At 61.7% G+C, this 23128-nt stretch carries 22 protein-coding genes; 13 read left to right on the forward strand and 9 right to left on the reverse strand.

What is annotated here, in order from left to right; genetic code table 11:
- Nucleotides 1–11: 11 nt before the first annotated feature.
- Together tssJ and tagH are read right to left on the reverse strand one after the other, a co-directional pair.
- Nucleotides 12–518 (reverse strand): type VI secretion system lipoprotein TssJ, encoded by a 507-nt coding sequence (gene tssJ, locus AB4Z20_RS15390; RefSeq protein WP_214510130.1) that lies wholly within the window; start codon nt 516–518, stop codon nt 12–14.
- 68 nt (nt 519–586) lie between these two features.
- Nucleotides 587–2155 carry a type VI secretion system-associated FHA domain protein TagH gene (gene tagH, locus AB4Z20_RS15395; RefSeq protein WP_442090177.1) on the reverse strand — a complete coding sequence of 523 codons (1569 nt, stop codon included), beginning with the start codon at nt 2153–2155 and terminating at the stop codon, nt 587–589.
- 415 nt (nt 2156–2570) lie between these two features.
- Between tagH and tssA the strand changes: the two genes are divergently transcribed.
- The 11 genes from tssA (at nt 2571) to AB4Z20_RS15450 (ending at nt 15545) form a co-directional block, all read left to right on the forward strand.
- Nucleotides 2571–3608, forward strand: a complete 1038-nt coding sequence (gene tssA / locus AB4Z20_RS15400; protein ID WP_014340885.1) for a type VI secretion system protein TssA — start codon at nt 2571–2573, stop codon at nt 3606–3608.
- A gap of 80 nt (nt 3609–3688) precedes the next feature.
- Nucleotides 3689–4195 (forward strand): type VI secretion system contractile sheath small subunit, encoded by a 507-nt coding sequence (gene tssB, locus AB4Z20_RS15405; protein ID WP_003206923.1) that lies wholly within the window; start codon nt 3689–3691, stop codon nt 4193–4195.
- 2 nt (nt 4196–4197) lie between these two features.
- Nucleotides 4198–5694 carry a type VI secretion system contractile sheath large subunit gene (gene tssC / locus AB4Z20_RS15410; protein ID WP_003206925.1) on the forward strand — a complete coding sequence of 499 codons (1497 nt, stop codon included), beginning with the start codon at nt 4198–4200 and terminating at the stop codon, nt 5692–5694.
- Between the two features lie 222 nt (nt 5695–5916).
- Entirely contained in the window at nt 5917–6405 is a 489-nt protein-coding gene (locus AB4Z20_RS15415; RefSeq protein WP_003206927.1) for an Hcp family type VI secretion system effector, read from the forward strand.
- An 81-nt stretch (nt 6406–6486) separates the two neighbouring features.
- Nucleotides 6487–6942, forward strand: a complete 456-nt coding sequence (locus AB4Z20_RS15420; RefSeq protein ID WP_253470431.1) for a type VI secretion system amidase effector protein Tae4 — start codon at nt 6487–6489, stop codon at nt 6940–6942.
- Entirely contained in the window at nt 6939–7388 is a 450-nt protein-coding gene (locus tag AB4Z20_RS15425; RefSeq protein WP_442090178.1) for a hypothetical protein, read from the forward strand. The genes AB4Z20_RS15420 and AB4Z20_RS15425 overlap by 4 nt, the downstream gene beginning before the upstream one ends.
- The gene (gene tssE / locus AB4Z20_RS15430) at nt 7382–7894 is read left to right on the forward strand and encodes a type VI secretion system baseplate subunit TssE (RefSeq protein ID WP_018611748.1); all 513 of its coding nucleotides are present in this window, start codon (nt 7382–7384) and stop codon (nt 7892–7894) included. Before AB4Z20_RS15425 ends, tssE begins: the two co-directional genes overlap by 7 nt.
- A complete protein-coding gene (tssF, locus tag AB4Z20_RS15435; protein ID WP_253470433.1) occupies nt 7891–9750 on the forward strand; it encodes a type VI secretion system baseplate subunit TssF in 1860 nt (619 codons plus the stop codon). Before tssE ends, tssF begins: the two co-directional genes overlap by 4 nt.
- The gene (tssG, locus tag AB4Z20_RS15440) at nt 9714–10763 is read left to right on the forward strand and encodes a type VI secretion system baseplate subunit TssG (RefSeq protein ID WP_442090179.1); all 1050 of its coding nucleotides are present in this window, start codon (nt 9714–9716) and stop codon (nt 10761–10763) included. Before tssF ends, tssG begins: the two co-directional genes overlap by 37 nt.
- Nucleotides 10756–13446 (forward strand): type VI secretion system ATPase TssH, encoded by a 2691-nt coding sequence (gene tssH, locus AB4Z20_RS15445; RefSeq protein ID WP_018611742.1) that lies wholly within the window; start codon nt 10756–10758, stop codon nt 13444–13446. The genes tssG and tssH overlap by 8 nt, the downstream gene beginning before the upstream one ends.
- A 158-nt stretch (nt 13447–13604) precedes the next feature.
- On the forward strand, nt 13605–15545 hold the full coding sequence (locus AB4Z20_RS15450) for a type VI secretion system Vgr family protein (protein ID WP_320389627.1): 1941 nt from the start codon (nt 13605–13607) through the stop codon (nt 15543–15545).
- Between the two features lie 138 nt (nt 15546–15683).
- Here the strand turns inward: AB4Z20_RS15450 and AB4Z20_RS15455 are convergent, their stop codons facing one another.
- The 7 genes from AB4Z20_RS15455 to AB4Z20_RS15485 all read right to left on the reverse strand — a co-directional run bounded on the left by AB4Z20_RS15455 (nt 15684) and on the right by AB4Z20_RS15485 (nt 20446).
- On the reverse strand, nt 15684–15950 hold the full coding sequence (locus AB4Z20_RS15455; protein ID WP_442090180.1) for a hypothetical protein: 267 nt from the start codon (nt 15948–15950) through the stop codon (nt 15684–15686).
- Nucleotides 15951–16016: 66 nt separating this feature from the next.
- On the reverse strand, nt 16017–16550 hold the full coding sequence (locus AB4Z20_RS15460; protein WP_320389629.1) for a hypothetical protein: 534 nt from the start codon (nt 16548–16550) through the stop codon (nt 16017–16019).
- A complete protein-coding gene (locus AB4Z20_RS15465) occupies nt 16547–17842 on the reverse strand; it encodes a PAAR domain-containing protein (protein WP_442090181.1) in 1296 nt (431 codons plus the stop codon). The genes AB4Z20_RS15460 and AB4Z20_RS15465 overlap by 4 nt, the downstream gene beginning before the upstream one ends.
- 137 nt (nt 17843–17979) lie before the next feature.
- Nucleotides 17980–18402 (reverse strand): GTP pyrophosphokinase, encoded by a 423-nt coding sequence (locus AB4Z20_RS15470; RefSeq protein ID WP_210642057.1) that lies wholly within the window; start codon nt 18400–18402, stop codon nt 17980–17982.
- A 6-nt stretch (nt 18403–18408) separates the two neighbouring features.
- Nucleotides 18409–18672, reverse strand: coding sequence for a hypothetical protein (locus AB4Z20_RS15475; RefSeq protein ID WP_214513028.1), 264 nt, complete (start codon nt 18670–18672; stop codon nt 18409–18411).
- Nucleotides 18673–18691: 19 nt separating this feature from the next.
- On the reverse strand, nt 18692–19957 hold the full coding sequence (locus tag AB4Z20_RS15480) for a PAAR domain-containing protein (RefSeq protein WP_258689996.1): 1266 nt from the start codon (nt 19955–19957) through the stop codon (nt 18692–18694).
- 54 nt (nt 19958–20011) lie between these two features.
- Nucleotides 20012–20446: a DUF1795 domain-containing protein gene (locus AB4Z20_RS15485; RefSeq protein ID WP_442090182.1), complete on the reverse strand. Its 435-nt coding sequence runs from the start codon at nt 20444–20446 to the stop codon at nt 20012–20014.
- A 275-nt stretch (nt 20447–20721) separates the two neighbouring features.
- Between AB4Z20_RS15485 and AB4Z20_RS15490 the strand changes: the two genes are divergently transcribed.
- Complete coding sequence (locus AB4Z20_RS15490; RefSeq protein WP_320389631.1) at nt 20722–22653, forward strand: type VI secretion system Vgr family protein; 1932 nt, start codon at nt 20722–20724, stop codon at nt 22651–22653.
- 18 nt (nt 22654–22671) lie between these two features.
- On the forward strand, nt 22672–23106 hold the full coding sequence (locus AB4Z20_RS15495; RefSeq protein ID WP_442090183.1) for a DcrB-related protein: 435 nt from the start codon (nt 22672–22674) through the stop codon (nt 23104–23106).
- Nucleotides 23107–23128: the final 22 nt, after the last annotated feature.

Raw genomic sequence — 23128 nt, forward strand, 5'->3', positions numbered from 1 at the left:
GCTCCGATTGCTTATTGGGCAGGGCTGGATGGGGGGACGACGACGGCGCTGCGCACGGCGCGCACATCGAGGCTGATCTGGTATTCGGTGTATTCGCGCGCCGGGACATTCATCACCGTGCGCCACAGCGACTGGTCCAGCTCGCGATAGCCCACCAGTATTCCGATGTGCCGCGTGGCCGGGTCGAGGTCGCGTTGCAGGCTCAGTTGCTGGCCGGGCTGGACCAGCACTTCGTCCTGGTCGATCAGGTCGGCGCCCAGCGTGGCCTGGGCCCGTTCGGCCAGGGCGAAATAATCGGCACGACCGAAGGTCGCGGCATTTTTCAGTTCGAAAATGCGCACCCGGACCGGGGCCGGCTGGCCGGTGGCGCCGGGGTTGAGGCCGGCAATGGCGTGAAAGTGCAGCTCGATGGCGGCGGTGTCGGCCTCAGCTTCTTCGGGCTGGGGGTTGGCCGCATCCTTGGCGCACGCCGTCAGCAGAAGCACGGTGGCGACTGCGAGTAAAAACCTGGGAATCATCCTGCGTCCTCAATGACGTTTGAGCTATCCGTTGTGTGCCGATCAATCTTGTTATGGGACGGCGCCGCTTAGCGGCGTCGCTGTCGCGTACTGTGTTCTTCGTAGGCGCGGCTGAACTCGCGACCGAACAGGTCCTGGAAATCTTCCTGGGCCTCCCGGGAAATGTTGCCGTAGAGCTCGGTGAACTGCTGCCAGTACTGGGCCTGTCGCGAGCCGCTGAAAATACCCGAGAGCCCACCGGGCTTGGCCATGCGCTCTTCCAGTTGCGCCGGCTCGAAGCGCGTCAGCAAATGCTTGATGGCCGCTTCCACACCGGCCATCACCGCCAGTTGGTGGGCCCGCAAGTCATCGAAACTGTCACGCACCGCCGCGTCCGGGGCCATGAACGCCTGATTGCCGTGGCGCAACAGCAACAGCAAGGCTTCATCCACGTTGGGGGCGAATTTCAGCGGGTTGTTTTCCACCGGCTGGATCATCGTCTGCTGGATACGGAACTCACCCTTGAGGCTGCTGCGGGCGCGCAAGACGTCGATCAGGCCTTCGACCATCAACCGGTAACTGCGCCCGATGCTTTCCATCTGTGCTTCGGCGTTGGCCTTGTCCAGGCGCAACTGGTCCAGCCCGGCACCGCGCAGGAACGCTTGCAGCAAGTCGGGTTGGTTGGCCTCGACCGGGGCGACTGGAACAACCGAGGCAACCGGAGCAACCGGAGCAACTGGAGCAACTGGAGCAACTGGAGCAACTGGAGCTGCGACCGGGGGCTCGACGCGGGTGACCGACGCTTCAGGCACGGGTGCCGGCGGCGGTGCACTGATCTCAGCAAAGATGTCGACGAGCGGAGCCTGCGGGGCTGGCGTCGCGACCGGCTCAACCACCGGCGGTAGCGGCACAGGCGGCGGGGTCACGGGCAGCGGGGCCACCGCCACTGGCGCGGGCTTGTCGCTGAACGGATCCCAGTCATCCGGAATCACCGAGGCAGACGGCGGTATCACGGGTTCGGCCACGGGCGGCGGGCTCGGCCGGGGAATCGGCGTCGGCGGGCGGAAGTTGTGCTGCTCGGCCGGCACATGGTCAGGCTGGGTGGCCGGCGGGACACTGGCTGGGGTCAAGAAATCGAACAGGTCCGGCAGGGTGTCCATGGCCGACCCGCCCTGGAAATGCGCAGGCGCAGACACTTGAATCGGCGATGGCGTATGAAGCGGCGACGGCGTATGAAGCGGCGACGGTGTATGCGCCGCGGCGCCCTGGCGCCCCATCAAGGCCTCGAAACTGCTGGGCGATTCGGCGAACGGGTTGCTGTCGGTGACTGGCAGGCTGAAATCGACGCGCGCCTGGATCTCATAATCACCGATGCGGATCACTTCGCCGTCTTGCAGGGGTTCGCTGTTGCCCTTGCGCAGGCGAACACCGGCCTTGACCAATTCCACACCATTAGTACTGTTATCAGTTAAATAATAACGCCCGTCTTTGTATTGGATGACGCAATGTTTGCCGGAAACCAGGCGCTCAGGGTCCGGCAATACCCAGTCATTATCGGAATTACGGCCAATTGCCATCACTCCCTGATCCATGGACTTTTCAGAACACTGACCTGGGGTGATCTTGTGATAACTAGTGATAGTCAAACACAGCGGCATCTTGCCTCCTTGCTGAATATTTCGCGCGCGGGCGGGAAGTGAGGATTCAAGCCCTGACTACCCGCCGGCAACCTTTGCCAACTACCGTGAAACGGCTTTTTGCCAGCATGATTGCTGATCATAACCGGCTTGCGTGACAAAAACCCCACGTCAGTTGCCGCTTCGACCGATGGGTCGGGCAGGCTGTTAAGCCCATCACAACTGTTACAGAGGGGATACATTGGTGAAATAGCTTACCTTGACAAGCGATAAGTACTACACCAAAAATGCACAACTTCTTGAATATACATGATGGCACTTTAAGATCAGTGCAAGTCTAAAGGGCCATTACCGTCAAGGAACATGTGAGATTCATCCGAAACTTGCGTGTGAACTGCCCGACTTTCTTCAGCGGGTGATAGGGAGATCGATCCAAGTGGATGTGCCTTTGTTGCTCGCCGCCGTTTCCGCGACTTCGCCGTGCGGTGAAGATCTGGAATATGACGCGGATTTCTTGCGCCTGGAACGCGACTCCCGGGGCCAGCCCGAACGCAGCATGGGCGATTCGATCCTGCCTGCCGAGCCTCCTGAGTGGCGCAGCATCCAGCAGCAGAGCCTCGACTTGCTGCAACGCAGCAAAGACCTGCGCATCACCCATTTCCTGTTGCAAAGCTCCCTGGCCCTCGAAGGCCTGCCGGGCATGGCCCGTGTGCTGACGCTGATCAGCGAACTGCTCAAGCAATACTGGGCCGAGTTGCATCCGCGCCTGGACGCCGATGACGACAACGATCCCACTGTGCGCATCAATGCCCTCGCCGGCCTGACGTCCGACATCACCATTCGCTTGCTGCGCGAGAGCATCCTGGCCCGTTCGCGGACCTTCGGTGCCGTCAGCCTGCGCGCCGCCGCCAACGCCAGCGGCCTGCAAAGTTTCCCGGATGAAAACCTCGGCGCCGAACAGCTCGCCGGGGCCCTGCTCGACAGCGACCCCGAGCAGTTGGAAATCACCCGTGCCGCCCTGCTGGAAGCCCGCAGCGCCGCCGAAGCCATCGAACAACAGGTCAGTGACCAGGTCGGTTCCGCCCAAGGCGTGGACCTTGGCCCGCTGAAGCAACCGCTGAAGATGGCCCTGCAGATTCTCGGCCAGTTCGCCCCGCAGAGCGGCGACAGCGCCCTGTCCGATCCGGTCAGCGACGACAGCGCCGCGCCAACTGAATATGCCAGCGCGCCAAGCACACCGCGCAACACCAGCACGAGCACCGTCAGCGGCGAAATCAACAACCGCGACGACGTGCTGCGCAGCCTGGATCGGATTCTCGCTTACTACACCCGTCATGAGCCCTCCAGCCCGCTGCCGGTGCTGTTGAACCGGGCCAAGAATCTGGTGCACGCCGACTTCGCGGCCATCGTGCGCAACCTGATTCCCGACGGCATGAGTCAATTTGAAAACCTGCGCGGCCCAGACAGCGAATAAAAGCGAACGGATCACGCAGTCACGTCACCGGTACCCCCGATGACGCCAACACCGTCGCTCAAGCGACCAGGAGCAGCAACGTGGCGAAGCAAAGTTCTCAGAAATTCATCGCGCGCAACCGCGCGCCTCGAGTGCAGATCGAGTACGACGTCGAGCTCTACGGCGCCGAGAAAAAGGTCCAGTTGCCCTTCGTCATGGGCGTGATGGCCGACCTCGCCGGCAAGCCCGCCGAGCCTCTGGCAGCGGTGGCTGATCGCAAGTTCCTCGAGATCGACGTCGACAACTTCGACTCGCGCCTCAAGGCCATGCAGCCGCGCGTGGCGTTCCATGTGCCTAACGAACTGACCGGCGAAGGCAACCTGAGCCTGGACCTGACGTTCGAAAGCATGGACGACTTCAGCCCGGCGGCCGTGGCCCGCAAGGTCGACTCGCTGAACAAACTGCTCGAAGCGCGCACCCAATTGGCCAACCTGCTGACCTACATGGACGGCAAGACCGGCGCCGAAGAAATCATCATGAAGGCGATCAAGGACCCAGCGCTGTTGCAGGCCCTGGCGAGCGCGCCGAAGCCAGCACAGGACCAATGATCATGACTGACAATACAGCTCGCGAAGGCGTGCAAAACCTGGGCGCAACCGAAGAAACCAGCGAGTTCGCGTCCCTGCTGCTGCAAGAATTCAAACCCAAGACCGAGCGCGCCCGCGAAGCCGTCGAAACGGCCGTACGCACCCTGGCCGAACAGGCCCTGGCGCAGACCGACCTGGTGTCCAACGACGCCATCAAGTCGATCGAATCGATCATCGCCGCCATCGACGCCAAGCTCACCGCCCAGGTCAACCAGGTCATCCACCACCCCGACTTCCAGCAACTGGAAAGCGCCTGGCGTGGCCTGCACTACCTGGTCAACAACACCGAGTCCGATGAGCAGCTCAAGATCCGTGTGCTCAACATTTCCAAGACCGACCTGCACAAGACCCTGAAGAAATTCAAGGGCACCGCGTGGGACCAGAGCCCGATCTTCAAGAAGATGTACGAAGAAGAATACGGCCAGTTCGGCGGCGAGCCTTACGGCTGCCTGGTAGGCGACTACTACTTCGACCAGTCGCCACCGGATGTCGAGCTGCTGGGCGAACTGTCGAAAGTCTGCGCGGCCATGCACTCCCCGTTCATCGCTGCGGCATCGCCGACCGTGATGGGCATGGGCTCGTGGCAGGAACTGTCGAACCCGCGCGACCTGACCAAGATCTTCACCACCCCGGAATACGCCGGCTGGCGTTCGCTGCGTGAATCGGAAGACTCGCGCTACATCGGCCTGACCATGCCACGCTTCCTGGCGCGCCTGCCATACGGCGCCAAGACCGACCCGGTAGAAGCCTTCGCCTTCGAAGAAAACACCGACGGTGCCGACAGCTCCAAGTACACCTGGGCCAACGCCGCTTACGCGATGGCGGTGAACATCAACCGTTCGTTCAAACACTTTGGCTGGTGCTCGCGCATCCGTGGCGTGGAGTCCGGCGGTGAAGTGGAAAACCTGCCAGCCCACACGTTCCCGACCGACGACGGTGGCGTGGACATGAAGTGCCCAACCGAAATCGCCATCTCGGACCGCCGTGAAGCGGAGCTGGCGAAGAACGGTTTCATGCCGCTGCTGCACAAGAAAAACACCGACTTCGCCGCGTTCATCGGCGCCCAGTCGTTGCAGAAACCGGCCGAATACGACGACCCGGACGCCACCGCCAACGCCAACCTGGCCGCGCGCCTGCCGTACCTGTTCGCCACTTGCCGTTTCGCCCATTACCTCAAGTGCATCGTGCGCGACAAGATCGGTTCCTTCAAAGAGAAGGACGAGATGCAGCGCTGGTTGCAGGACTGGATCCTCAACTACGTCGACGGTGACCCGGCGCACTCCACCGAGACCACCAAGGCCCAGCACCCGTTGGCTGCAGCCGAAGTGATCGTCGAAGAAGTCGAAGGCAACCCGGGGTACTACAACTCCAAGTTCTACCTGCGCCCGCACTATCAGCTCGAAGGGCTGACCGTGTCGCTGCGCCTGGTATCGAAACTGCCTTCGGCCAAGGGCGCGTAAAAAGATTTACTGAACGGTGCAAGGCCAATGTGGGAGCGAGCTCGCTCGCGATGGCGGTGGATCAGTTGTCATGCGTATGTCTGACACTCCGCTATCGCGAGCAAGCTCGCTCCCACAGGCGATCTCCAGTGGGTTGGAGATCATCGGGTCCGTTCGGCACACGCAATTTCGCAAGGTCAGCGTCAACCAAACAACGTGGTAGAGACCACACAGGGAGAAAACATGGCTGTTGATATTTTCATCAAGATTGGCGACATCAAGGGCGAGTCCATGGACAAGGCCCACAAGGACGAGATCGATGTCCTGAACTGGAGCTGGGGCATGTCCCAGTCCGGCAACATGCACGTGGGCAGCGGCGGTGGTGCGGGCAAGGTCAACGTCCAGGACCTGTCCCTGACCAAGTACGTCGACAAGGCATCGCCGAACCTGATGATGCACTGCGCCAGCGGCAAGCACATCGACAAGGTCAAGCTGACCGTGCGCAAGGCCGGCGGTGAAAGCCAGGTCGAGTACATGATCATCAACCTGGAAGAAGTGCTGGTTACGTCCCTGAGCACCGGCGGCTCGGGCGGTGATGATCGCCTGACCGAAAACGTCACCCTGAACTTCGCCAAGGTGCTGGTGGACTACCAACCACAGAAAGCCGACGGCACCAAGGAAGGCGGTCCGGTCAAGTTCGGCTGGAACATTCGTCAGAACGTCAAGGTGTAATCGAACACGCCCCCGGTGCCACGCGCCGGGGGTGTTTGGTGCTTGCTCGCAACCAATCCTTTCCCTTCCGGTGTCTGAGCCATGGCCAAGCCTTCGTTTATCAATTTGTGGAAAGCCTATTCCGATTTGCTGGTGACCTATCCCGACGCGAAACCTTGCGACGGTCCTTGGGCAAACCAATGCGCGATTCGCATGAGCATCACGCTCAATACCGAGCTGACCGTCAAAGTCAACAAGTCCACCTACACCGAACCCAAGTGCGCCCATGGGCATGCACGAGGGGCCGAGTCATTGGCAAATTGGCTGTGGAAACATCATCTGGGTCGCCCGTTGATCCTCGGTGGAACTGCCGCGGACCGACGCAAGCTGCAAGACAAGACCGGCCTGATTTTCTTCAAGGATTGTTTCCAGCAAGTGGGAGAGGCCTCGGAAGGTCGCACCGGCGATCATATCGACCTCTGGAACCGTGGCCTAACCCTCGGGTATGACGATCCGGGCTATCGATCCCGAGCGATCTGGTTCTGGGAACTCGTATGATCAAGACTCACTGCGCGATATGGGTAGGCTGCCTGTTGACCAGCCTGACCGCCTGTGCCCAACAGCAATCCCCGTCGACAACGGCCTCCGTAGCGGTAGAGCAGGTCGTCTCGATGGGCGGGCAAACGTTGAGGCTGGAAAACGACCAGGCGCGCTGCGTGTTGCGCAAGCCCGACCAGACCCTGATGCCACTCGACTTGGCTTGGCCCTGCCGGTTCACGGTCGATCGACAAGGCAAACCCCACGTCGAGACCTTCGGTAGGGTGCCTATTGTCATCGTTGTCCACGTATCTGCTGGCCCCCATAACAATCAGGAATGTCGCTCCGAGTACCGCGCCGTGCGCCAGATCAATGGGCAGCTCGAACCCTCGGTTATCGCGCGCAACGCCAGTTGCATGCGCGGCACAGGTGACCAGAAGAATTACACAGGCCTTTTCACTTGGTAACCGAAATCGCCACCCGTGATCGCCTCCAACCCTCCCTATTGGACCGGTTGACCGACGACGATCCGACCAACCCGAAGGAAAGCGCCGATAAGCGCGTGCTCTCCTTGACCCAATTAAAAGCCTCGGTGCTGCGTGACCTGGCGTGGCTGCTCAACACCACGTCATTGCTCAGCGCCGATGCCACGCTGCATACCCCGGCAGGCACGTCGGTGGTGAATTTCGGCCTGCCGGCACTCGCCGGCAACAGCGCGTCGAACGTCGATGTCTCGGCCCTGGAAACCTTGATCCACCAGGCCATTGCCACCTTCGAACCGCGCATCCTGCGCCACAGCTTGCGAGTGCGGGCCCGGGCGACGGCCGAGATGAACCACAACGCGTTGAGTTTCGAGATCGAAGGCGATCTCTGGGCCCAGCCGGTGCCGCTGCGCCTGATGCTGCAAACCGACCTGGACCTGGAAACCGGCCATGTGCGCGTGGTCAACGCCGACCAGCGGAGACGCTCATGAACCCACGCCTGCTGGAGCTGTACAACCAGGAACTGCACCACGTGCGCGAAAGCGCGGCGGAGTTCGCCAAGGAATACCCGAAGATCGCCAGTCGGCTGACGTTGTCCGGCATGGACTGCGCCGACCCGTATGTCGAGCGCCTGCTGGAGGGCTTCGCCTACCTGACGGCGCGGGTGCAGCTCAAGCTCGACGCCGAGTACCCGACCTTCACCCACAACCTGCTGGAAATCGCCTACCCGCATTACCTGGCGCCAACGCCGTCGATGACCGTGGTGCAATTGCAGGCCGACCCGGACGAAGGCTCGCTGAGCAGTGGTTTCCCGCTGCCGCGCGATACCGTCCTGCGTGCCGCCCTGGGGCGTGAAACCCAGACCTGCTGCGAGTACCGCACCGCCCACGCGGTGACGTTGTGGCCGTTGCAGGTCAGCCAGGCCGAATACTTCGGCAACCCGTCCGCCGTGCTCGGACGCCTGGCCGCCAGCGAGCCGAAAGCCAAGGCCGGCCTGCGCCTGACCCTGCGCACCGGTGCCGAACTGCCGTTCAACAGCCTGGCCCTGGACAACCTGCCGCTGTACTTGAGCGGTGCCGACGAACAGCCTTTCCGCCTCTACGAACAATTGCTGGGCAACGCCTGCGCAGTGTTCGCCCGCAAGCCCGGCGGCAACTGGGTGGAGCGGCTGCCGCAGGATGCGTTGCGCTCGCGCGGCTTCGACGATGCCGACGCCGCGCTGCCGGTGGTGCCGCGGGCCTTCCAGGGCTATCGCCTGTTGCAGGAATACTTCGCCCTGCCCCACCGCTTCCTGTTCGTCGACTTCACCCAGCTGAGCCGCGCGGTCAAGCGTTGCGACGGCCAGGAACTGGAGCTGATCGTGCTGTTCGACCGTCACGATCCGAGCCTGGAAGGCAGCGTCGGCGCTTCGCAGTTCCTGCCGTTCTGCACCCCGGCCATCAACCTGTTCCCCAAGCGCCTGGATCGCATTCACTTGTCGGATCGGGTCAACGAACACCACGTGATCGCCGACCGTACCCGGCCGATGGATTTCGAAGTGCATTCGCTGAACGGCCTCACCGGCCACGGCACCGGGCCGGAGCAACCGTTCCTGCCGTTCTACGCGGTGCGCGATCCGTCCCGTTATGGCCGCGACCAGGCCTATTACACGGTGCGGCGCGAACCGCGTGTGCTGTCCAGCGACCAGCGGCGCAACGGCCCGCGCTCGACCTACATCGGCAGCGAAACCTTCGTCAGCCTGGTGGACAGCCAGCAAGCGCCCTATCGCCACGACCTGCGCCAACTGGGCGTGACCGCGCTGTGCACCAACCGCGACCTGCCGCTGTTCATGGGCGTGGGCAATGGCAAGACCGACTTCACCCTCGCCGACAGTGCGCCGGTTGGCGCGGTGCGCTGCGTGGCAGGTCCGAGTCGCCCACGGGCCAGCCATGCCCACGACGCCAAGGCCTGGCGGCTGATCAGCCAGTTGTCGCTGAACTACTTGTCGTTGAGCGAACAAGGCCAAGGCGCAGCCGCCCTGCGCGAACTGCTGCGCCTGTACGGCGATAGCAATGATGCGGCGCTGCAATTGCAGATCGAAGGCCTGCGCGAAGTCAGCAGCAAAGCCTGCACCCGGCGCTTGCCGATGCCCGGCCCGATCGTGTTTGGTCGCGGCCTGGAAATCACCCTGGAATTCGATGAAAACGCGTTTCGCGGCACCGGGGTGTTCCTGCTCGGCGCGGTGTTCGAGCGCTTCCTGGCACGCTACGTGTCGATCAACAGTTTTACCGAGACGGTGATCCGTACCACCGAACGCGGCGAGATCATGCGATGGAAAGCCAAGCCCGGACGTCGTCCGACCCTGTGAGTACCCTGGAGGCGATGCACCAGGAACCCTGGGAATACGATTTCTTCCAGGCGTTGCGGCGTATCGAATGCGAATCCCCCGAGCTGCCGCGCCTGGGCCATTCCCTGCGCCTGGCCGATGACCCGCTGCGCCTCGGGCAACGGGCCGAATGCACCTTCGCCCCGGCCACCCTCGCCTCGGTGCAACCGGGCAGCGACGGTGCGCCGGCACGCCTGGAGCAATTTTTCTTCGGCCTCGGCGGCCCCAACGGCCCGATGCCGCTGCACATCACCGAATACGTGCGCGAACGCCAGCGCAACAACGCCGACAGCACCAGCAAGCGCTTCCTCGATGTGTTTCACCATCGCCTGCTCAGCCTGTTTTATCGGGCCTGGGCCGAAGCGCGGCCGACGGTCAGCCACGACCGCCCGGACGATGACTATTGGTCGGCGCGCCTGGCCGCCCTCAGCGGCCGGGGCATGCCGAGCCTGCTCAACCAGGGGCTGATCCCCGACACGGCGAAGCTGCACTACAGCGGCCACCTGGCGGCACAAACCCGCTACCCGGACGGTTTGAAGGCAATTCTCGGCGAGTACTTCGGCCTGCCGGTGGAGATCGAAGAATACGTCGGCCAATGGCTGGAACTGCCTGAACGCAGCCGAATCGGTGTCAACGCCCAACTGGGCGTGGACTTCTGCCTGGGCCGCTTCGTGTGGGATCGCCAGCACAAATTCCGCATTCGCCTGGGGCCACTCAAGCTCGTTGACTACATGGACATGCTGCCCGGCAGCCAACCGTTCAACGAGCTGGTGGCCTGGGTCGCCGAATACCTGGGCCATGAACTGGACTGGGACCTGAACCTGGTCCTGGAACAGCCCGAAGTCCCGGCACTGCAACTCAATGGACGTTTCCGCCTGGGTTTCAACACCTGGCTGGGCCGCCCCGAAACAGATGCCAACGATTTAATACTGGCCCGGCATTACGCCGAACAGGCCAACACCTCACAGACCTCAAGGAGCCATGAGCATGGGTGAAATCAGTCGCGCCGCGTTGTTCGGCAAACTCAACAGCGTGGCCTACAAAGCCATCGAAGCCGCCACCGTGTTCTGCAAGTTGCGCGGTAACCCTTATGTGGAACTGGCCCACTGGTTTCACCAGTTGCTGCAACTGCAGGACTCGGACCTGCACCGCATCATCCGCCAGTTCAACATCGAGCCAGCGCGCCTGGCCCGTGACCTCACCGAGGCATTGGACCGCCTGCCACGGGGTTCGACGTCGATCACCGACCTGTCGTCCCACGTGGAAGAAGCCGTGGAACGCGGCTGGGTCTACGGCAGCCTGATGTTCGGCGAAAGCCAGGTGCGCACCGGTTACCTGGTGCTGGGCATTCTCAAGACCCCGAGCCTGCGCCACGCGCTGCTGGGCCTGTCGTCGGAGTTCGACAAGGTCAAGGTCGAAGCCCTGAGCGAGCGCTTTGACGAATACGTCGGCGACTCGCCGGAAAACGCCCTGACCGCCAGCGACGGCTTCAATGCCGGCGCGGTGCCGGGCGAAGCCAGCGGCGCCATGGCCCCAGCCGCCATGGGCAAGCAGGAAGCCCTCAAGCGCTTTACCGTCGACCTCACCGAGCAGGCCCGCAGCGGCAAGCTCGACCCGATCGTCGGCCGTGACGAAGAGATCCGCCAACTGGTGGACATCCTCATGCGCCGCCGGCAGAACAATCCGATCCTTACCGGCGAAGCCGGCGTGGGCAAGACCGCCGTGGTCGAAGGCTTTGCCCTGCGCATCGTCGCCGGCGACGTACCGCCGGCCCTCAAGGACGTGGAACTGCGCAGCCTCGACGTGGGCCTGTTGCAGGCCGGCGCGAGCATGAAAGGCGAGTTCGAACAGCGCCTGCGCCAGGTCATCGAAGACGTCCAGGCCTCGCCCAAGCCGATCATCCTGTTCATCGACGAAGCCCACACCCTGGTGGGTGCCGGTGGCGCCGCCGGCACGGGCGACGCGGCCAACCTGCTCAAGCCGGCGTTGGCCCGTGGCACCTTGCGCACCGTGGCCGCCACGACCTGGGCCGAGTACAAGAAGCACATCGAAAAAGACCCGGCCCTGACCCGCCGTTTCCAAGTGGTGCAAGTGGCCGAGCCGTCGGAAGACAAGGCCCTGCTGATGATGCGCGGCGTGGCCTCGACCATGGAAAAGCACCACCAGGTGCAGATCCTCGACGAAGCCCTGGAAGCCTCGGTCAAGCTGTCCCACCGCTACATTCCCGCACGCCAGCTGCCGGACAAATCCGTGAGTCTGCTGGACACCGCTTGCGCCCGCGTCGCCATCAGCCTGCACGCCGTACCGGCCGAAGTGGACGACAGCCGTCGGCGCATCGAAGCGCTGGAAACCGAGCTGCAAATCATCGCCCGTGAACACGCGATTGGCGTGGTCATCGGCACTCGCCAGACCCACAGCGAAAGCCTGCTGAGCGCCGAGCGTGAACGCCTGGCCGAACTGGAAGGCCGCTGGGCCGAAGAGAAAACCCTGGTGGACGAACTGCTCGCCACCCGCGCCACCCTGCGCGAGCGCGTCGGCGTGGTGGACAGCGAAGACAACAGCGAAGCTTCTGACAACGAAAGCCACCAACTGCGCGAGAAACTGGTGGACCTGCAACAGCGCCTGACCGCCCTGCAAGGCGAAACCCCGCTGATCCTGCCGACCGTGGATTACCAGGCCGTGGCCTCGGTGGTCGCCGACTGGACCGGTATCCCGGTGGGCCGCATGGCCCGCAACGAACTGGAAACCGTGCTCAACCTCGACCAGCACCTGAAGAAACGCATCATCGGCCAGGACCATGCCCTGCAGATGATCGCCAAGCGCATCCAGACCTCCCGCGCCGGCCTCGACAACCCGAGCAAGCCGATTGGTGTGTTCATGCTTGCCGGCACCTCCGGCGTGGGCAAGACCGAAACCGCCCTGGCCCTGGCCGAAGCCATGTACGGCGGCGAGCAGAACGTCATCACCATCAACATGAGCGAGTTCCAGGAAGCCCACACCGTGTCGACCCTCAAGGGCGCGCCACCGGGCTACATCGGTTATGGCGAAGGCGGCGTGCTGACCGAAGCCGTGCGGCGCAAACCGTACAGCGTGGTGTTGCTGGACGAGGTGGAAAAAGCCCACCCGGACGTGCATGAGATCTTCTTCCAGGTGTTCGACAAAGGCGTGATGGAGGACGGCGAAGGCCGGGTGATCGACTTCAAGAACACCTTGATCCTGCTGACCACCAACGCCGGCACCGAGTTGATTGCCCAGGTCTGCAAAGACCCGCAGAACGTGCCCGAGCCGGAAGAAATCGCCAAGGCCCTGCGCCAACCGCTGCTGGAGATTTTCCCGCCGGCCTTGCTGGGCCGCCTGGTGACGATCCCGTACTACCCGCTCAGCGACGAGATGCTCAAGGCCATCACCCGCCTGCAACTCAACCGCATCAAGAAGCGCGTGGAGAGCACCCACAAGGTCGCCTTCGACTACGACGACGCGGTGATCGATTTGATCGTTTCGCGTTGCACCGAAACCGAAAGCGGCGGGCGCATGATCGACACCATCCTGACCAACAGCCTGCTGCCGGACATGAGCCGTGAGTTCCTGACCCGCATGCTCGAAGGCAAGGCTTTGGCCGGGGTGCGGATCAGCGCCGTGGACAACGAATTGCAGTACGATTTCAGCGACGCGGCCTGACCTGAAGGAACACCGCACAACCCTGTGGGAGCGAGCTTGCTCGCGAATGCAATCTGTCAGTGCCATTGATGTTGCCTGACACACCGCCTTCGCGAGCAAGCTCGCTCCCACAGTGGTATTCGGTTCCGCCAGTTACTACAACCTGCACGAGACCCTCGATGTTATTCAACCAAGCCACCCGCCTGGCCAAGATCACCAGCCCCCTCGGACCTGAGGTGCTTTTGCTCAAGGACATGGGCGGCGGTGAAGAATTGGGGCGGCTGTTCAACTACGAGTTGCAGTTGCACTCGCTGGACAACGCCATCGACCTCAACAAGCTGCTCGGCAAGCCCATGTGCGTGAGCCTGCAGCTCGATGGCGGTGGTGAGCGCTATTTCCATGGCATCGTCGCCCGTTGCAGCCAGAACGTTGACCAAGGCCAGTTCGCCAGCTACCAGGCCACCTTGCGTCCATGGTTGTGGCTGTTGACCCGCACCTCCGATTGCCGGATTTTCCAGAACCTCACCATCCCGCAGATCATCAAGCAGGTGTTCCGCGACCTGGGCTTTTCCGATTTCGAAGACGCCCTGAGCCGGCCTTATCGCGAGTGGGAATACTGCGTGCAGTATCGCGAGACCAGCTTCGATTTCGTCAGCCGCTTGATGGAACAGGAAGGGATCTACTACTTCTTCCGCCATGAGCAGGGCCGCCATGTGCTGGTGCTGGCCGATGCCTACGGCGCCCACACCCAAGCGCCCGGCTACGGCTCGGTGCCGTACTACCCCAAAAATGAGCAGCAGCGCGAGCGCGATCATATTCACGATTGGCACTTGGCCCAGGAAGTCCAGCCCGGCTCCCTGGAACTCAACGACTACGATTTCCAGCGCCCGAGTGCGCACATTGATGTGCGTGCGGCCATGCCGCGTCCGCATACCGCTGGCGACTATCCGCTGTACGACTACCCCGGCACTTATGTGCAAAGCGCCGACGGCGAACACTACGCCCGCACCCGCATCGAAGCCTTGCAGACCCTGCATGAACAGGTCGAGCTGGCGGGCAACGCCCGGGGCCTGGGGTCGGGGCATCTGTTCAGCCTCACCGGCTTCAGCCGCCAGGACCAGAACCGCGAATACCTGATCGTCGGCGCCCGCTACTACATTTCCCAGGAAAGCGGCGAAACCGGCGGCGGCGCGCCTTCGGCGCAGTTCGAAAGCAGCCTCACCTGCCTCGACGCCCAGAAAAGTTATCGCCCGCTGGCGACTACCCACCGCCCCATCGTCAAGGGCCCGCAAACCGCGTTGGTGGTCGGCCCCAAGGGTGAGGAAATCTGGACCGACCAATTCGGTCGGGTGAAGGTGCATTTCTACTGGGACCGTCACGACCAATCCAACGAAAACAGCTCGTGCTGGATTCGTGTGTCGCAGGCTTGGGCCGGCAAGAACTGGGGCTCGGTGCAGATCCCGCGCATCGGCCAGGAAGTCATCGTCAGCTTCCTTGAAGGCGACCCGGACCGGCCGATCGTCACCGGTCGCGTGTACAACGCTGAACAGACCGTGCCCTATGCGTTGCCCGCCAATGCCACTCAGAGCGGCACCAAAAGCCGTTCGAGCAAGGGCGGCACACCAGCGAATTTCAACGAAATCCGCATGGAAGACAAAAAAGGCGCCGAACAGCTGTACATCCACGCCGAGCGCAACCAGGACATCGTGGTTGAAGTGGACGAGAGCCATTCGGTGGGCCACGACCGCAACAAAAGCATCGGCCACAACGAAACCGCACGAATTGGCCAAGACCGACTGCGGGCGGTGCAGCGCAACGATGCCCTGGTCGTCGGCGGAACCAAGAGCGACAGCGTCGCGACCCAGTACCTCATGGAGGCGGGTTCGCAGATTCGACTGGTGTGCGGCAAAAGCGTGCTGGAGTTCAATGCCAGTGGCGAGATCAACATCTCGGGCACCGCGTTCAATATCTACGCCAGTGGCAATGGCAACATCGACACCGGCGGCCGTCTGGACCTCAACTCCGGCGGCGCCAGCGAAGTGGATGCCAAAGGCAAGGGCATCAAGGGTGTGATTGATGCGGCGGTAAAAGCGTTGTTCCCGACAAGGGGCAAACACTGAGGTTCACGGCAGGGCCATTGTAGGAGCTGCCGAAGGCTGCGATCTTTTGATCTTTCCCTTGAGACTCAAATAGCTGGGGAAAGATCGCAGCCTCGTTGCACTCGACAGCTCCTACAACGCAGCCCGGCGGAAGCAATATCACGCGTTCGTAAGCATGTATTGGCCAGGCTGCGTCCACGCGATTCGCAAGTACTTGCCGCTCAGCAGTTGCTCGTCGCGAAGATATTCGAACACTTCGCAGGGACACCATTCCTTGCCCGCCGAAAAGGCCACGCCCAATGAACGCAGTTCATCGAATACCTTAGCCTTCTGCTTGTTATCCGCGACCTGCAAAACGTAGACATCTTTCTCTGCCGCATTCGAAAACCCGATAGCGCGCAGGGAAGAATCCAGCGCGTTATCCATGATTCGAACACCAATCGAGTCACCGTCGGCTCTTTCCACGTAGGCCTTCAACACACCATCAATCACTCAGAGATTGGCCGGCACGAAGTCAGGGCCGCCCAGCTTATCCCGGACGGCCAGGGCGGTGCGCATAAGCGGCCCCCACAGGCCGTTCTGGCTGTTCCAGGTACCGCCCGCCCACCGCGTGTCCTGGACGAGCTCAACCTTGTTGAGCTCAAGCTGGCGCTGGAGGGCCAGCGCCACGGCCCCCATATCAACCTCGAACAGGTCGGCATAGAGCCCCTCGGGTTGCGCCTGCTTTTTGCTCAGGCAAAACCGGTAGTACCAGACCCACACCGCGGCGACATAAATCGCCCGATTACGATCAGGGTAGGTCGCGAGAATCTTGAGCAAAGCCGCCACGAAGCGCCCAGGAAACTGAGGGTCGCGGGTCTGTTGCCAGTAACGCAGCACCAGTAAATCGAAAGCCGCGACAATGTTCTGCGGTTCTTCATTGTCATTCTTGGCTTCTTGAAAGTAGAACGGCTCGCCCACGAGGAATTTATCCAGCTCGTCATTGGCCAGGGCCAGCAGCAATACGTTATCCAGGTTGGCACTCATTGAATTCTCACTACATCCGGGTTCGCGAGCAGGAAATTGATGTCGTTATTGTGTGGGATGGCCACCTTATCCAATACCGCTTCACGCATACCGCCGGGATGGGTCAGGCCGCCAGGGCGCCATAACGGGTTCGCTCCGCGCTCGTTACCGGAGGGCATGACAACCTTGGGATTGTCCAGGTTCATCATGTAAATCTCCTTGCCGGTGAAGCTGCCCGGCTCATAACCCAAAGCGGTCTCCAGAATGGAAAGATCACCGGTTTTCTTAAACTCGGCGACCACACCGTGCAGGTCTGACTTGGCCATGACGTACTTAGTGTCGCTAAAGGTTCCATACATGGGGTTGGCAATGTCATCGGGGGTAAACAGAAATGCACCTCCTTCATCCTGAAAGACTTTGAGGTGCTTGTCGATATAGGAGGCCTCAAGGTAATCGGCAGGATTGGGCCGGCTTAACTTGGGTATCGCAGCGATATCCTCTGACGTGTAGCCCGGTTTGAAGCTCACCGAGCGCGGCTTGGGCGCCGTACCGATTTTTGCCATTTTCGGGCCCAAGCCCAAAAGCGCCATTCCCGCAACGCCCTGCAGCAGGTCCCGGTAACCCGGCCCCAAGCGATCCCCCAAGTCCCCCAGCAGCGCCATGCCAGCCATCATCGTGCCGCCGATCACCACAAAACCAACTAGAGCGGCAACGCCAGCCATGGCCGCGAGAATCGCCGCGCCCCCCATGGCCAGTAATCCCAATGCTTCCAACCCGGTGTGCATCCAGCCTTCGATGTCCAGGACAAACGCCACCGACACCGTCGGCCCACCGATGAACGTATTCGGGCTGCCGCTCTTGATGTGGGCACCGCAAACCATTTTGCTGTGCAAGCGCGCCGCCGGTTTGCCGTTGATGAAGACCGTGGCGCTGCCTTCGGCGATCAGCACCGGGAAGGGCCAGATCGGATGGTTCATCGGCAACCCGGTGCAGGAAGACGAAACGTCTTCGCCCGCCCGCATGGCATTGCGGTCGTTGATGTAGACGTTGAAGCTGCCCATTATCAACGCCCCCGTGGTGGGCTCGGGCAGGTTGAAGATGGTGGAGAGGCCCTTGACGATCTGGAACATCGACAAGCCGCCGGCCGCAATCGAGCCGGCCATGATCGCCAGGGCCACGCCGCCCGTGGCGACAGTCGCGGCAACGACCGCGGCGCCGATCAAGGCACCGGCCACGGCTCCGGCGACCATCGCGGCAAACCCGAAGCCATGGGCTATTTCATCCCCCAGACGTGCTGCTGCCTGTGCATCCATTGCGAAAATCCAACTTACTGGTGGTGTGACTGCACAGGGGAGTTATCGATGACCAGAGATCGCGGGGTACGGCCAGAGCGAACGCAGCGCCGGTCTTGCCGCGTTGTCCTTCAACGAACAGACGGCGGCGACATGATTCATTGCTCTTGCAGGTAACGCAATGCCCGATGATATTTCGCGGCGCGTTCCAGGTCCTTGTCTCGCACGACGGGCAGCCGGGTGAGGTCAAGATTGTCGTGGATGTCCGCTATTTTCACTTTGGTCGCCAGTGGATTGGGACGAATCCGGGCGATGAATTGCTCATAGGACTCGCCCTGGCGCTTGGTCAGGCAGTCGATCGCCGTCACCGCAACCTCGGGAATGCCAAGCCCACGCAGCTCATCCAGCGTGACATCGCCGTCTTCGACCACATCATGCAACAGGCTGACCAGTTGCTCTTCAAGCCCGTCGAACTTCATCATCAGGCGCAACGGGTGGAGGATGTAGGGCTTGCCGGCCTTATCCACCTGGCCCGCGTGGACCCTTGAAGCCAGGGCGATTGCAGCGTCCAGAATGCTCATTGGCGATCAGATGGCCGTGCCGCGGTTCGTTCCCGGCTGGACAATCAATAGCTCGTCCAGTTCACGCTTCCTGCAACGCGCCACAAACGGCAGCGCCGCATCCGGGTCACGCTTGAACAGCTCGAAGGTCGCCTGATTGATTTCATAATATTCCTCGTAGTCGGCCATGCCGTTGCTGACCGGTATGGAGACATAGAATCGACCCGAATCCTGTTCGATACCCACGGAGAACATGTGTTCGCGACTGACCAGAACATCTTGAAATTTCATGACTTGCCTACCTCTACCGTCATAATGGCGTCCAACTGAAGTCTTTGGGCAAAATGCCCCCGGCATCGATAACCGCCTCGCTGGCACCGGTCGGCAGCTTGCCGCCAGGAATCCAGAATTCGTTCGCGCCGGCCTCGTTACCTGAAGGAATCCGCAGGTTCATGTCTTTCGGCGCGGGGATATCGACCCGCACCAGGGTACTACTTTCCAGAGTATTTTCTGGCAGCCCCAGCGCCTTCTCCAACGCCCGCTTGTCACCCTTGGCACTGGCGAGCAATTGATCGGCTTCCTGCTTGGGCATAAGGAACGTCGTGCCATCGGTCTGCGCGATGCCGTACTTACCCAGCTTCTCCTTCGTGGTGAAGCGTGAGGCGCCATTTTCGAACTGGGCCAAGTGCTCCTTCACATACTGGGGTGACAAATACGTGTCGGCATCGGGTCGCGAGCCTTTCGGCATGGCCAGGATATCCGCCTCGGTCACGCCAGGCTTGTACTTGGGCGGCGGCAACTCGGCAGGCTTGGCCGCCTTCGCCATTTTCGGACTCAGCCCCAACATCGCCATGCCGGCGACACCTTGCAGCAAGTCCCGATAGCCTGGCCCCAGACGATCACCTAAATCGCCTAGCAACTCCATGCCCCCCAGGATCAATCCGCCCACCACCACGAATTCGACGAGCACGGCGATACCCGCCATGGCGGCCATGACCAATGCCGCACCTGCCGCCAACAACCCCAACACTTCCAACCCGGTATGCATCCAGCCTTCGAGGTCGAGCACAAACGCCACCGACACCGTCGGCCCACCGATGAACGTATTCGGGCTGCCGCTCTTGATGTGAGCGCCGCAGACCATTTTGCTGTGCAAGCGCGCCGCCGGTTTGCCGTTGATGAAGACCGTGGCACTGCCTTCGGCGATCAGCACTGGGAAAGGCCAGATTGGGTGGTTGATCGGCAGTCCGGTGCAGGAAGATGACGTGTCTTCGCCCGCCCGCATGGCATTGCGGTCGTTGATGTAGACGTTGAAGCTGCCCATTATCAACGCCCCCGTGGTGGGCTCGGGCAGGTTGAAGATGGTGGAGAGGCCCTTGACGATCTGGAACATCGACAAGCCGCCAGCCGCAATCGAGCCGGCCATGATCGCCAGGGCCACGCCGCCCGTGGCGACAGTCGCGGCAACGACCGCGGCGCCGATCAAGGCGCCGGCCACGGCTCCGGCGACCATCGCGGCCAATCCGAACCCGTGGGCTATTTCGTCACCCAGACGTGCCGCGGCCTGTGCATCCATTACGCGCATCTACCTTACTGATTCGTATGACTGCTCAGTGCGACGTGTCGATGCTCAGATGATCGGAGGCTGTGGCTTGAACGAATGCATCGCCACCTTCCAGGCCGGCTCATGGTAGGCGAAGTCATTGGGTGTCGTGGTCAAGGTGGTGATCAGCACCGAGGGCTTACGCTCGATGAACACCTGGCGCAGCATCAAGTCGCGCCCTTCGCGTTGCCAGGTGTAATCCAGCAATGTGGCGGTATGCCCTTGCAGCACCGTGTCCCAGCGCTGCACCAGCTTGAAGCCCGGCAGTTGCTGCTCCGCGATTTTGAGTTGGCGGTCCACGTACTCGGCAAAAGGAGCGTCGCCCTGGCTGGCATCGCGGCTGATGACGAAACTGGCTTCTTTAGCAGGACCGACTGCCGGCAGCTTGAAAATATTGATGCTCTGGTCCTGCCAGGTATCGGGGATTTCGAGATCGGCTTCTTGAATGCGGTAAGAGGTCACAGTAATCGCTTTCCATGGACGTGAGGTGACGCGCGAAGGAGCAGATATTCAAGTAATGCCTGGTAACAATCAAGAACCGGGTTCCTCTGCCTCACGTAAGGCACTACATTATGCGATCAGCGTCACTACTCTAGCGATCAAGCGCCCCGTAGGAGCTGCCGAAGGCTGCGATCTTTTGATCTTTCGCTTTAGACTCAAGGGTCTGGGCAAAGATCGCAGCCTCGCGTTGCTCGACAGCTCCTACGGGAATGCAAGGCATCAACAAGGGATAATTGATGTTATTCAACCAAGCCTCACGCCTGGCCAAGGTCACCAGCCCCCTGGGACCTGAGGTGCTGTTACTCAAAGACATGGGCGGTGGCGAAGAGCTGGGGCGGCTGTTCAACTACGAGTTGCAGTTGCACTCGCTGGACAACGCCATCGACCTCAACCAGTTGCTCGGCAAGCCCATGTGCGTGAGCCTGCAGCTCGATGGCGGCGGCGAGCGCTACTTCCATGGCATCGTCGCCCGTTGCAGCCAGAACGTCGACCAGGGCCAGTTCGCCAGCTACCAGGCCACTTTGCGCCCGTGGTTGTGGCTGCTGACCCGCACCTCCGATTGCCGGATTTTCCAGAACCTCACCATTCCGCAGATCATCAAGCAGGTGTTCCGCGACCTGGGTTTTTCCGATTTCGAAGACGCCCTGAGCCGGCCTTATCGCGAGTGGGAATACTGCGTCCAATATCGCGAGACCAGTTTCGACTTTGTCAGCCGCCTGATGGAGCAGGAAGGGATCTACTACTTCTTCCGCCATGAGCAGGGCCGGCATGTGCTGGTGCTGGCCGACGCCTATGGCGCCCACACCACGGCCCCCGGCTACGGCTCGGTGCCCTACTACCCGAAGAACGAGCAGCAGCGCGAGCGCGACCACATCCACGACTGGCACCTGGCCCAGGAAGTCCAGCCGGGTTCGCTTGAGCTCAACGACTACGATTTCCAGCGCCCTAGCGCGCGCATCGATGTACGTTCGGCCATGCCGCGTCCACACACCGCCGGCGACTATCCGCTGTATGACTACCCCGGTACCTACGTGCAGAGCCAGGACGGCGAACACTACGCCCGCACCCGCATCGAGGCCTTGCAGAGCCTGCATGAACAGGTGGAATTGGCGGGTAACGCCCGGGGCCTGGGCTCGGGGCATCTGTTCAGCCTCACTGGCTTCAGCCGCCAGGACCAGAACCGCGAATACCTGATCGTCGGCGCCCGCTACTACATTTCCCAGGAAAGCGGCGAAACCGGCGGTGGCGCGCCGACCGCGCAGTTCGAAAGCAGCCTGACCTGCATCGACGCCCAGCAGAGTTATCGTCCGCTGGCGACTACCCATCGGCCCATCGTCAAAGGCCCGCAAACCGCGTTGGTGGTCGGCCCCAAGGGTGAGGAAATCTGGACCGACCAATTCGGCCGGGTGAAGGTGCATTTCTACTGGGACCGGCACGACCAATCCAACGAAAACAGCTCGTGCTGGATTCGGGTGTCGCAATCCTGGGCCGGGAAAAACTGGGGTTCGATGCAGATCCCGCGCATCGGTCAAGAAGTGATCGTCAGTTTCCTTGAAGGGGATCCCGACAGGCCGATCATCACTGGCCGCGTGTACAACGCCGAACAGACCGTGCCCTACGACCTGCCAGATAACGCGACCCAGAGCGGCATGAAAAGCCGTTCGAGCAAGGGCGGCACGCCAGCGAATTTCAACGAAATACGCATGGAAGACAAGAAAGGCGCCGAGCAGTTGTACATCCATGCCGAGCGCAACCAGGACATCGTGGTTGAAGTGGACGAGAGCCATTCGGTGGGTCACGACCGCAACAAGAGCATCGGCCACAACGAGACGGTGACCATCGGCAACAACCGCCTGCGCATCGTCAAGCAGGAGGACATCCTCTCCGTCGGCCAGCGCAAGACCGACAGCATCAGCCAGAGCTACGTGATTGAAGTGGGCGAAAACCTGCGTCTAGTGTGTGGTGAAAGCATCCTGGAGCTCAACGCCAGCGGCCAGATCAACCTGACCGGCGTGCAGATCAGCTTCTACGCCAGCGGCGACGCCGAGTTCAACACCGGCGGCGTGCTGCACCTGAACAACGGCGGCGGCCCCGGTGCCACGCCGGACGGCCAGGGCGTCAAGGGCAGCATCGATGCCAACATCAGCGCCGCGTTCCCCAAGGGCTAACTTCGAGACTTATGCGCCATGACTTACCGCCTCAATGAATTCCAGCTCCAGCTGCCGCCAAGCGAGTTGCTGGACGCGACGATCAACATCCTCAAGTTCCCTGAACTGGGCACCTCCTTGATCGTCAGCCGCAGCCTGCTGGCCGAGGGCGAAACCCTGCAAAGCAACCTCGACGACCAGCTCAAGCGCCTGGAAAAACAGGTCCAGCAACTGCGCTGCCAACCGGGCGCCACCGTGCGCGTGGGCGCCAACCAGGAAGTCGAAGCCATCGAATTGCGCAGCCAGTTCAACAAGGGCAACGAAAAAGTCTTCCAGTATCAGCTCGCACTGGTACTGCCCGGCACCCGCAAGATGCTTGCCCTGAGCTACGTGAAAGCCGAGAAACTGGGCGATGCCGAAGCGGCGCACTGGGCGACGATCAAGGGCTCGCTGCTGTTCGACACCCAACCCTGACCCTTGTGGGAGCGAGCTTGCT

This window comes from Pseudomonas sp. KB_12, assembly GCF_052114545.1.
In the GTDB taxonomy this organism is placed as follows: Bacteria; Pseudomonadota; Gammaproteobacteria; order Pseudomonadales; family Pseudomonadaceae; genus Aquipseudomonas; species Aquipseudomonas brassicacearum.

What these genes read in the sequence shown, in the direction of transcription:
- tssJ (WP_214510130.1), bottom strand. Translation starts at nt 518, where the DNA reads ATGATTCCCAGGTTTTTACTCGCAGTCGCCACCGTGCTTCTGCTGACG.
- tagH (WP_442090177.1), bottom strand. Translation starts at nt 2,155, where the DNA reads ATGCCGCTGTGTTTGACTATCACTAGTTATCACAAGATCACCCCAGGT.
- tssC (WP_003206925.1), top strand. Translation starts at nt 4,198, where the DNA reads ATGACTGACAATACAGCTCGCGAAGGCGTGCAAAACCTGGGCGCAACC.
- AB4Z20_RS15415 (WP_003206927.1), top strand. Translation starts at nt 5,917, where the DNA reads ATGGCTGTTGATATTTTCATCAAGATTGGCGACATCAAGGGCGAGTCC.
- AB4Z20_RS15420 (WP_253470431.1), top strand. Translation starts at nt 6,487, where the DNA reads ATGGCCAAGCCTTCGTTTATCAATTTGTGGAAAGCCTATTCCGATTTG.
- AB4Z20_RS15425 (WP_442090178.1), top strand. Translation starts at nt 6,939, where the DNA reads ATGATCAAGACTCACTGCGCGATATGGGTAGGCTGCCTGTTGACCAGC.
- tssF (WP_253470433.1), top strand. Translation starts at nt 7,891, where the DNA reads ATGAACCCACGCCTGCTGGAGCTGTACAACCAGGAACTGCACCACGTG.
- tssG (WP_442090179.1), top strand. Translation starts at nt 9,714, where the DNA reads ATGGAAAGCCAAGCCCGGACGTCGTCCGACCCTGTGAGTACCCTGGAG.
- tssH (WP_018611742.1), top strand. Translation starts at nt 10,756, where the DNA reads ATGGGTGAAATCAGTCGCGCCGCGTTGTTCGGCAAACTCAACAGCGTG.
- AB4Z20_RS15450 (WP_320389627.1), top strand. Translation starts at nt 13,605, where the DNA reads ATGTTATTCAACCAAGCCACCCGCCTGGCCAAGATCACCAGCCCCCTC.
- AB4Z20_RS15455 (WP_442090180.1), bottom strand. Translation starts at nt 15,950, where the DNA reads ATGGATAACGCGCTGGATTCTTCCCTGCGCGCTATCGGGTTTTCGAAT.
- AB4Z20_RS15460 (WP_320389629.1), bottom strand. Translation starts at nt 16,550, where the DNA reads ATGAGTGCCAACCTGGATAACGTATTGCTGCTGGCCCTGGCCAATGAC.
- AB4Z20_RS15465 (WP_442090181.1), bottom strand. Translation starts at nt 17,842, where the DNA reads ATGGATGCACAGGCAGCAGCACGTCTGGGGGATGAAATAGCCCATGGC.
- AB4Z20_RS15470 (WP_210642057.1), bottom strand. Translation starts at nt 18,402, where the DNA reads ATGAGCATTCTGGACGCTGCAATCGCCCTGGCTTCAAGGGTCCACGCG.
- AB4Z20_RS15475 (WP_214513028.1), bottom strand. Translation starts at nt 18,672, where the DNA reads ATGAAATTTCAAGATGTTCTGGTCAGTCGCGAACACATGTTCTCCGTG.
- AB4Z20_RS15480 (WP_258689996.1), bottom strand. Translation starts at nt 19,957, where the DNA reads ATGGATGCACAGGCCGCGGCACGTCTGGGTGACGAAATAGCCCACGGG.
- AB4Z20_RS15490 (WP_320389631.1), top strand. Translation starts at nt 20,722, where the DNA reads ATGTTATTCAACCAAGCCTCACGCCTGGCCAAGGTCACCAGCCCCCTG.
- AB4Z20_RS15495 (WP_442090183.1), top strand. Translation starts at nt 22,672, where the DNA reads ATGACTTACCGCCTCAATGAATTCCAGCTCCAGCTGCCGCCAAGCGAG.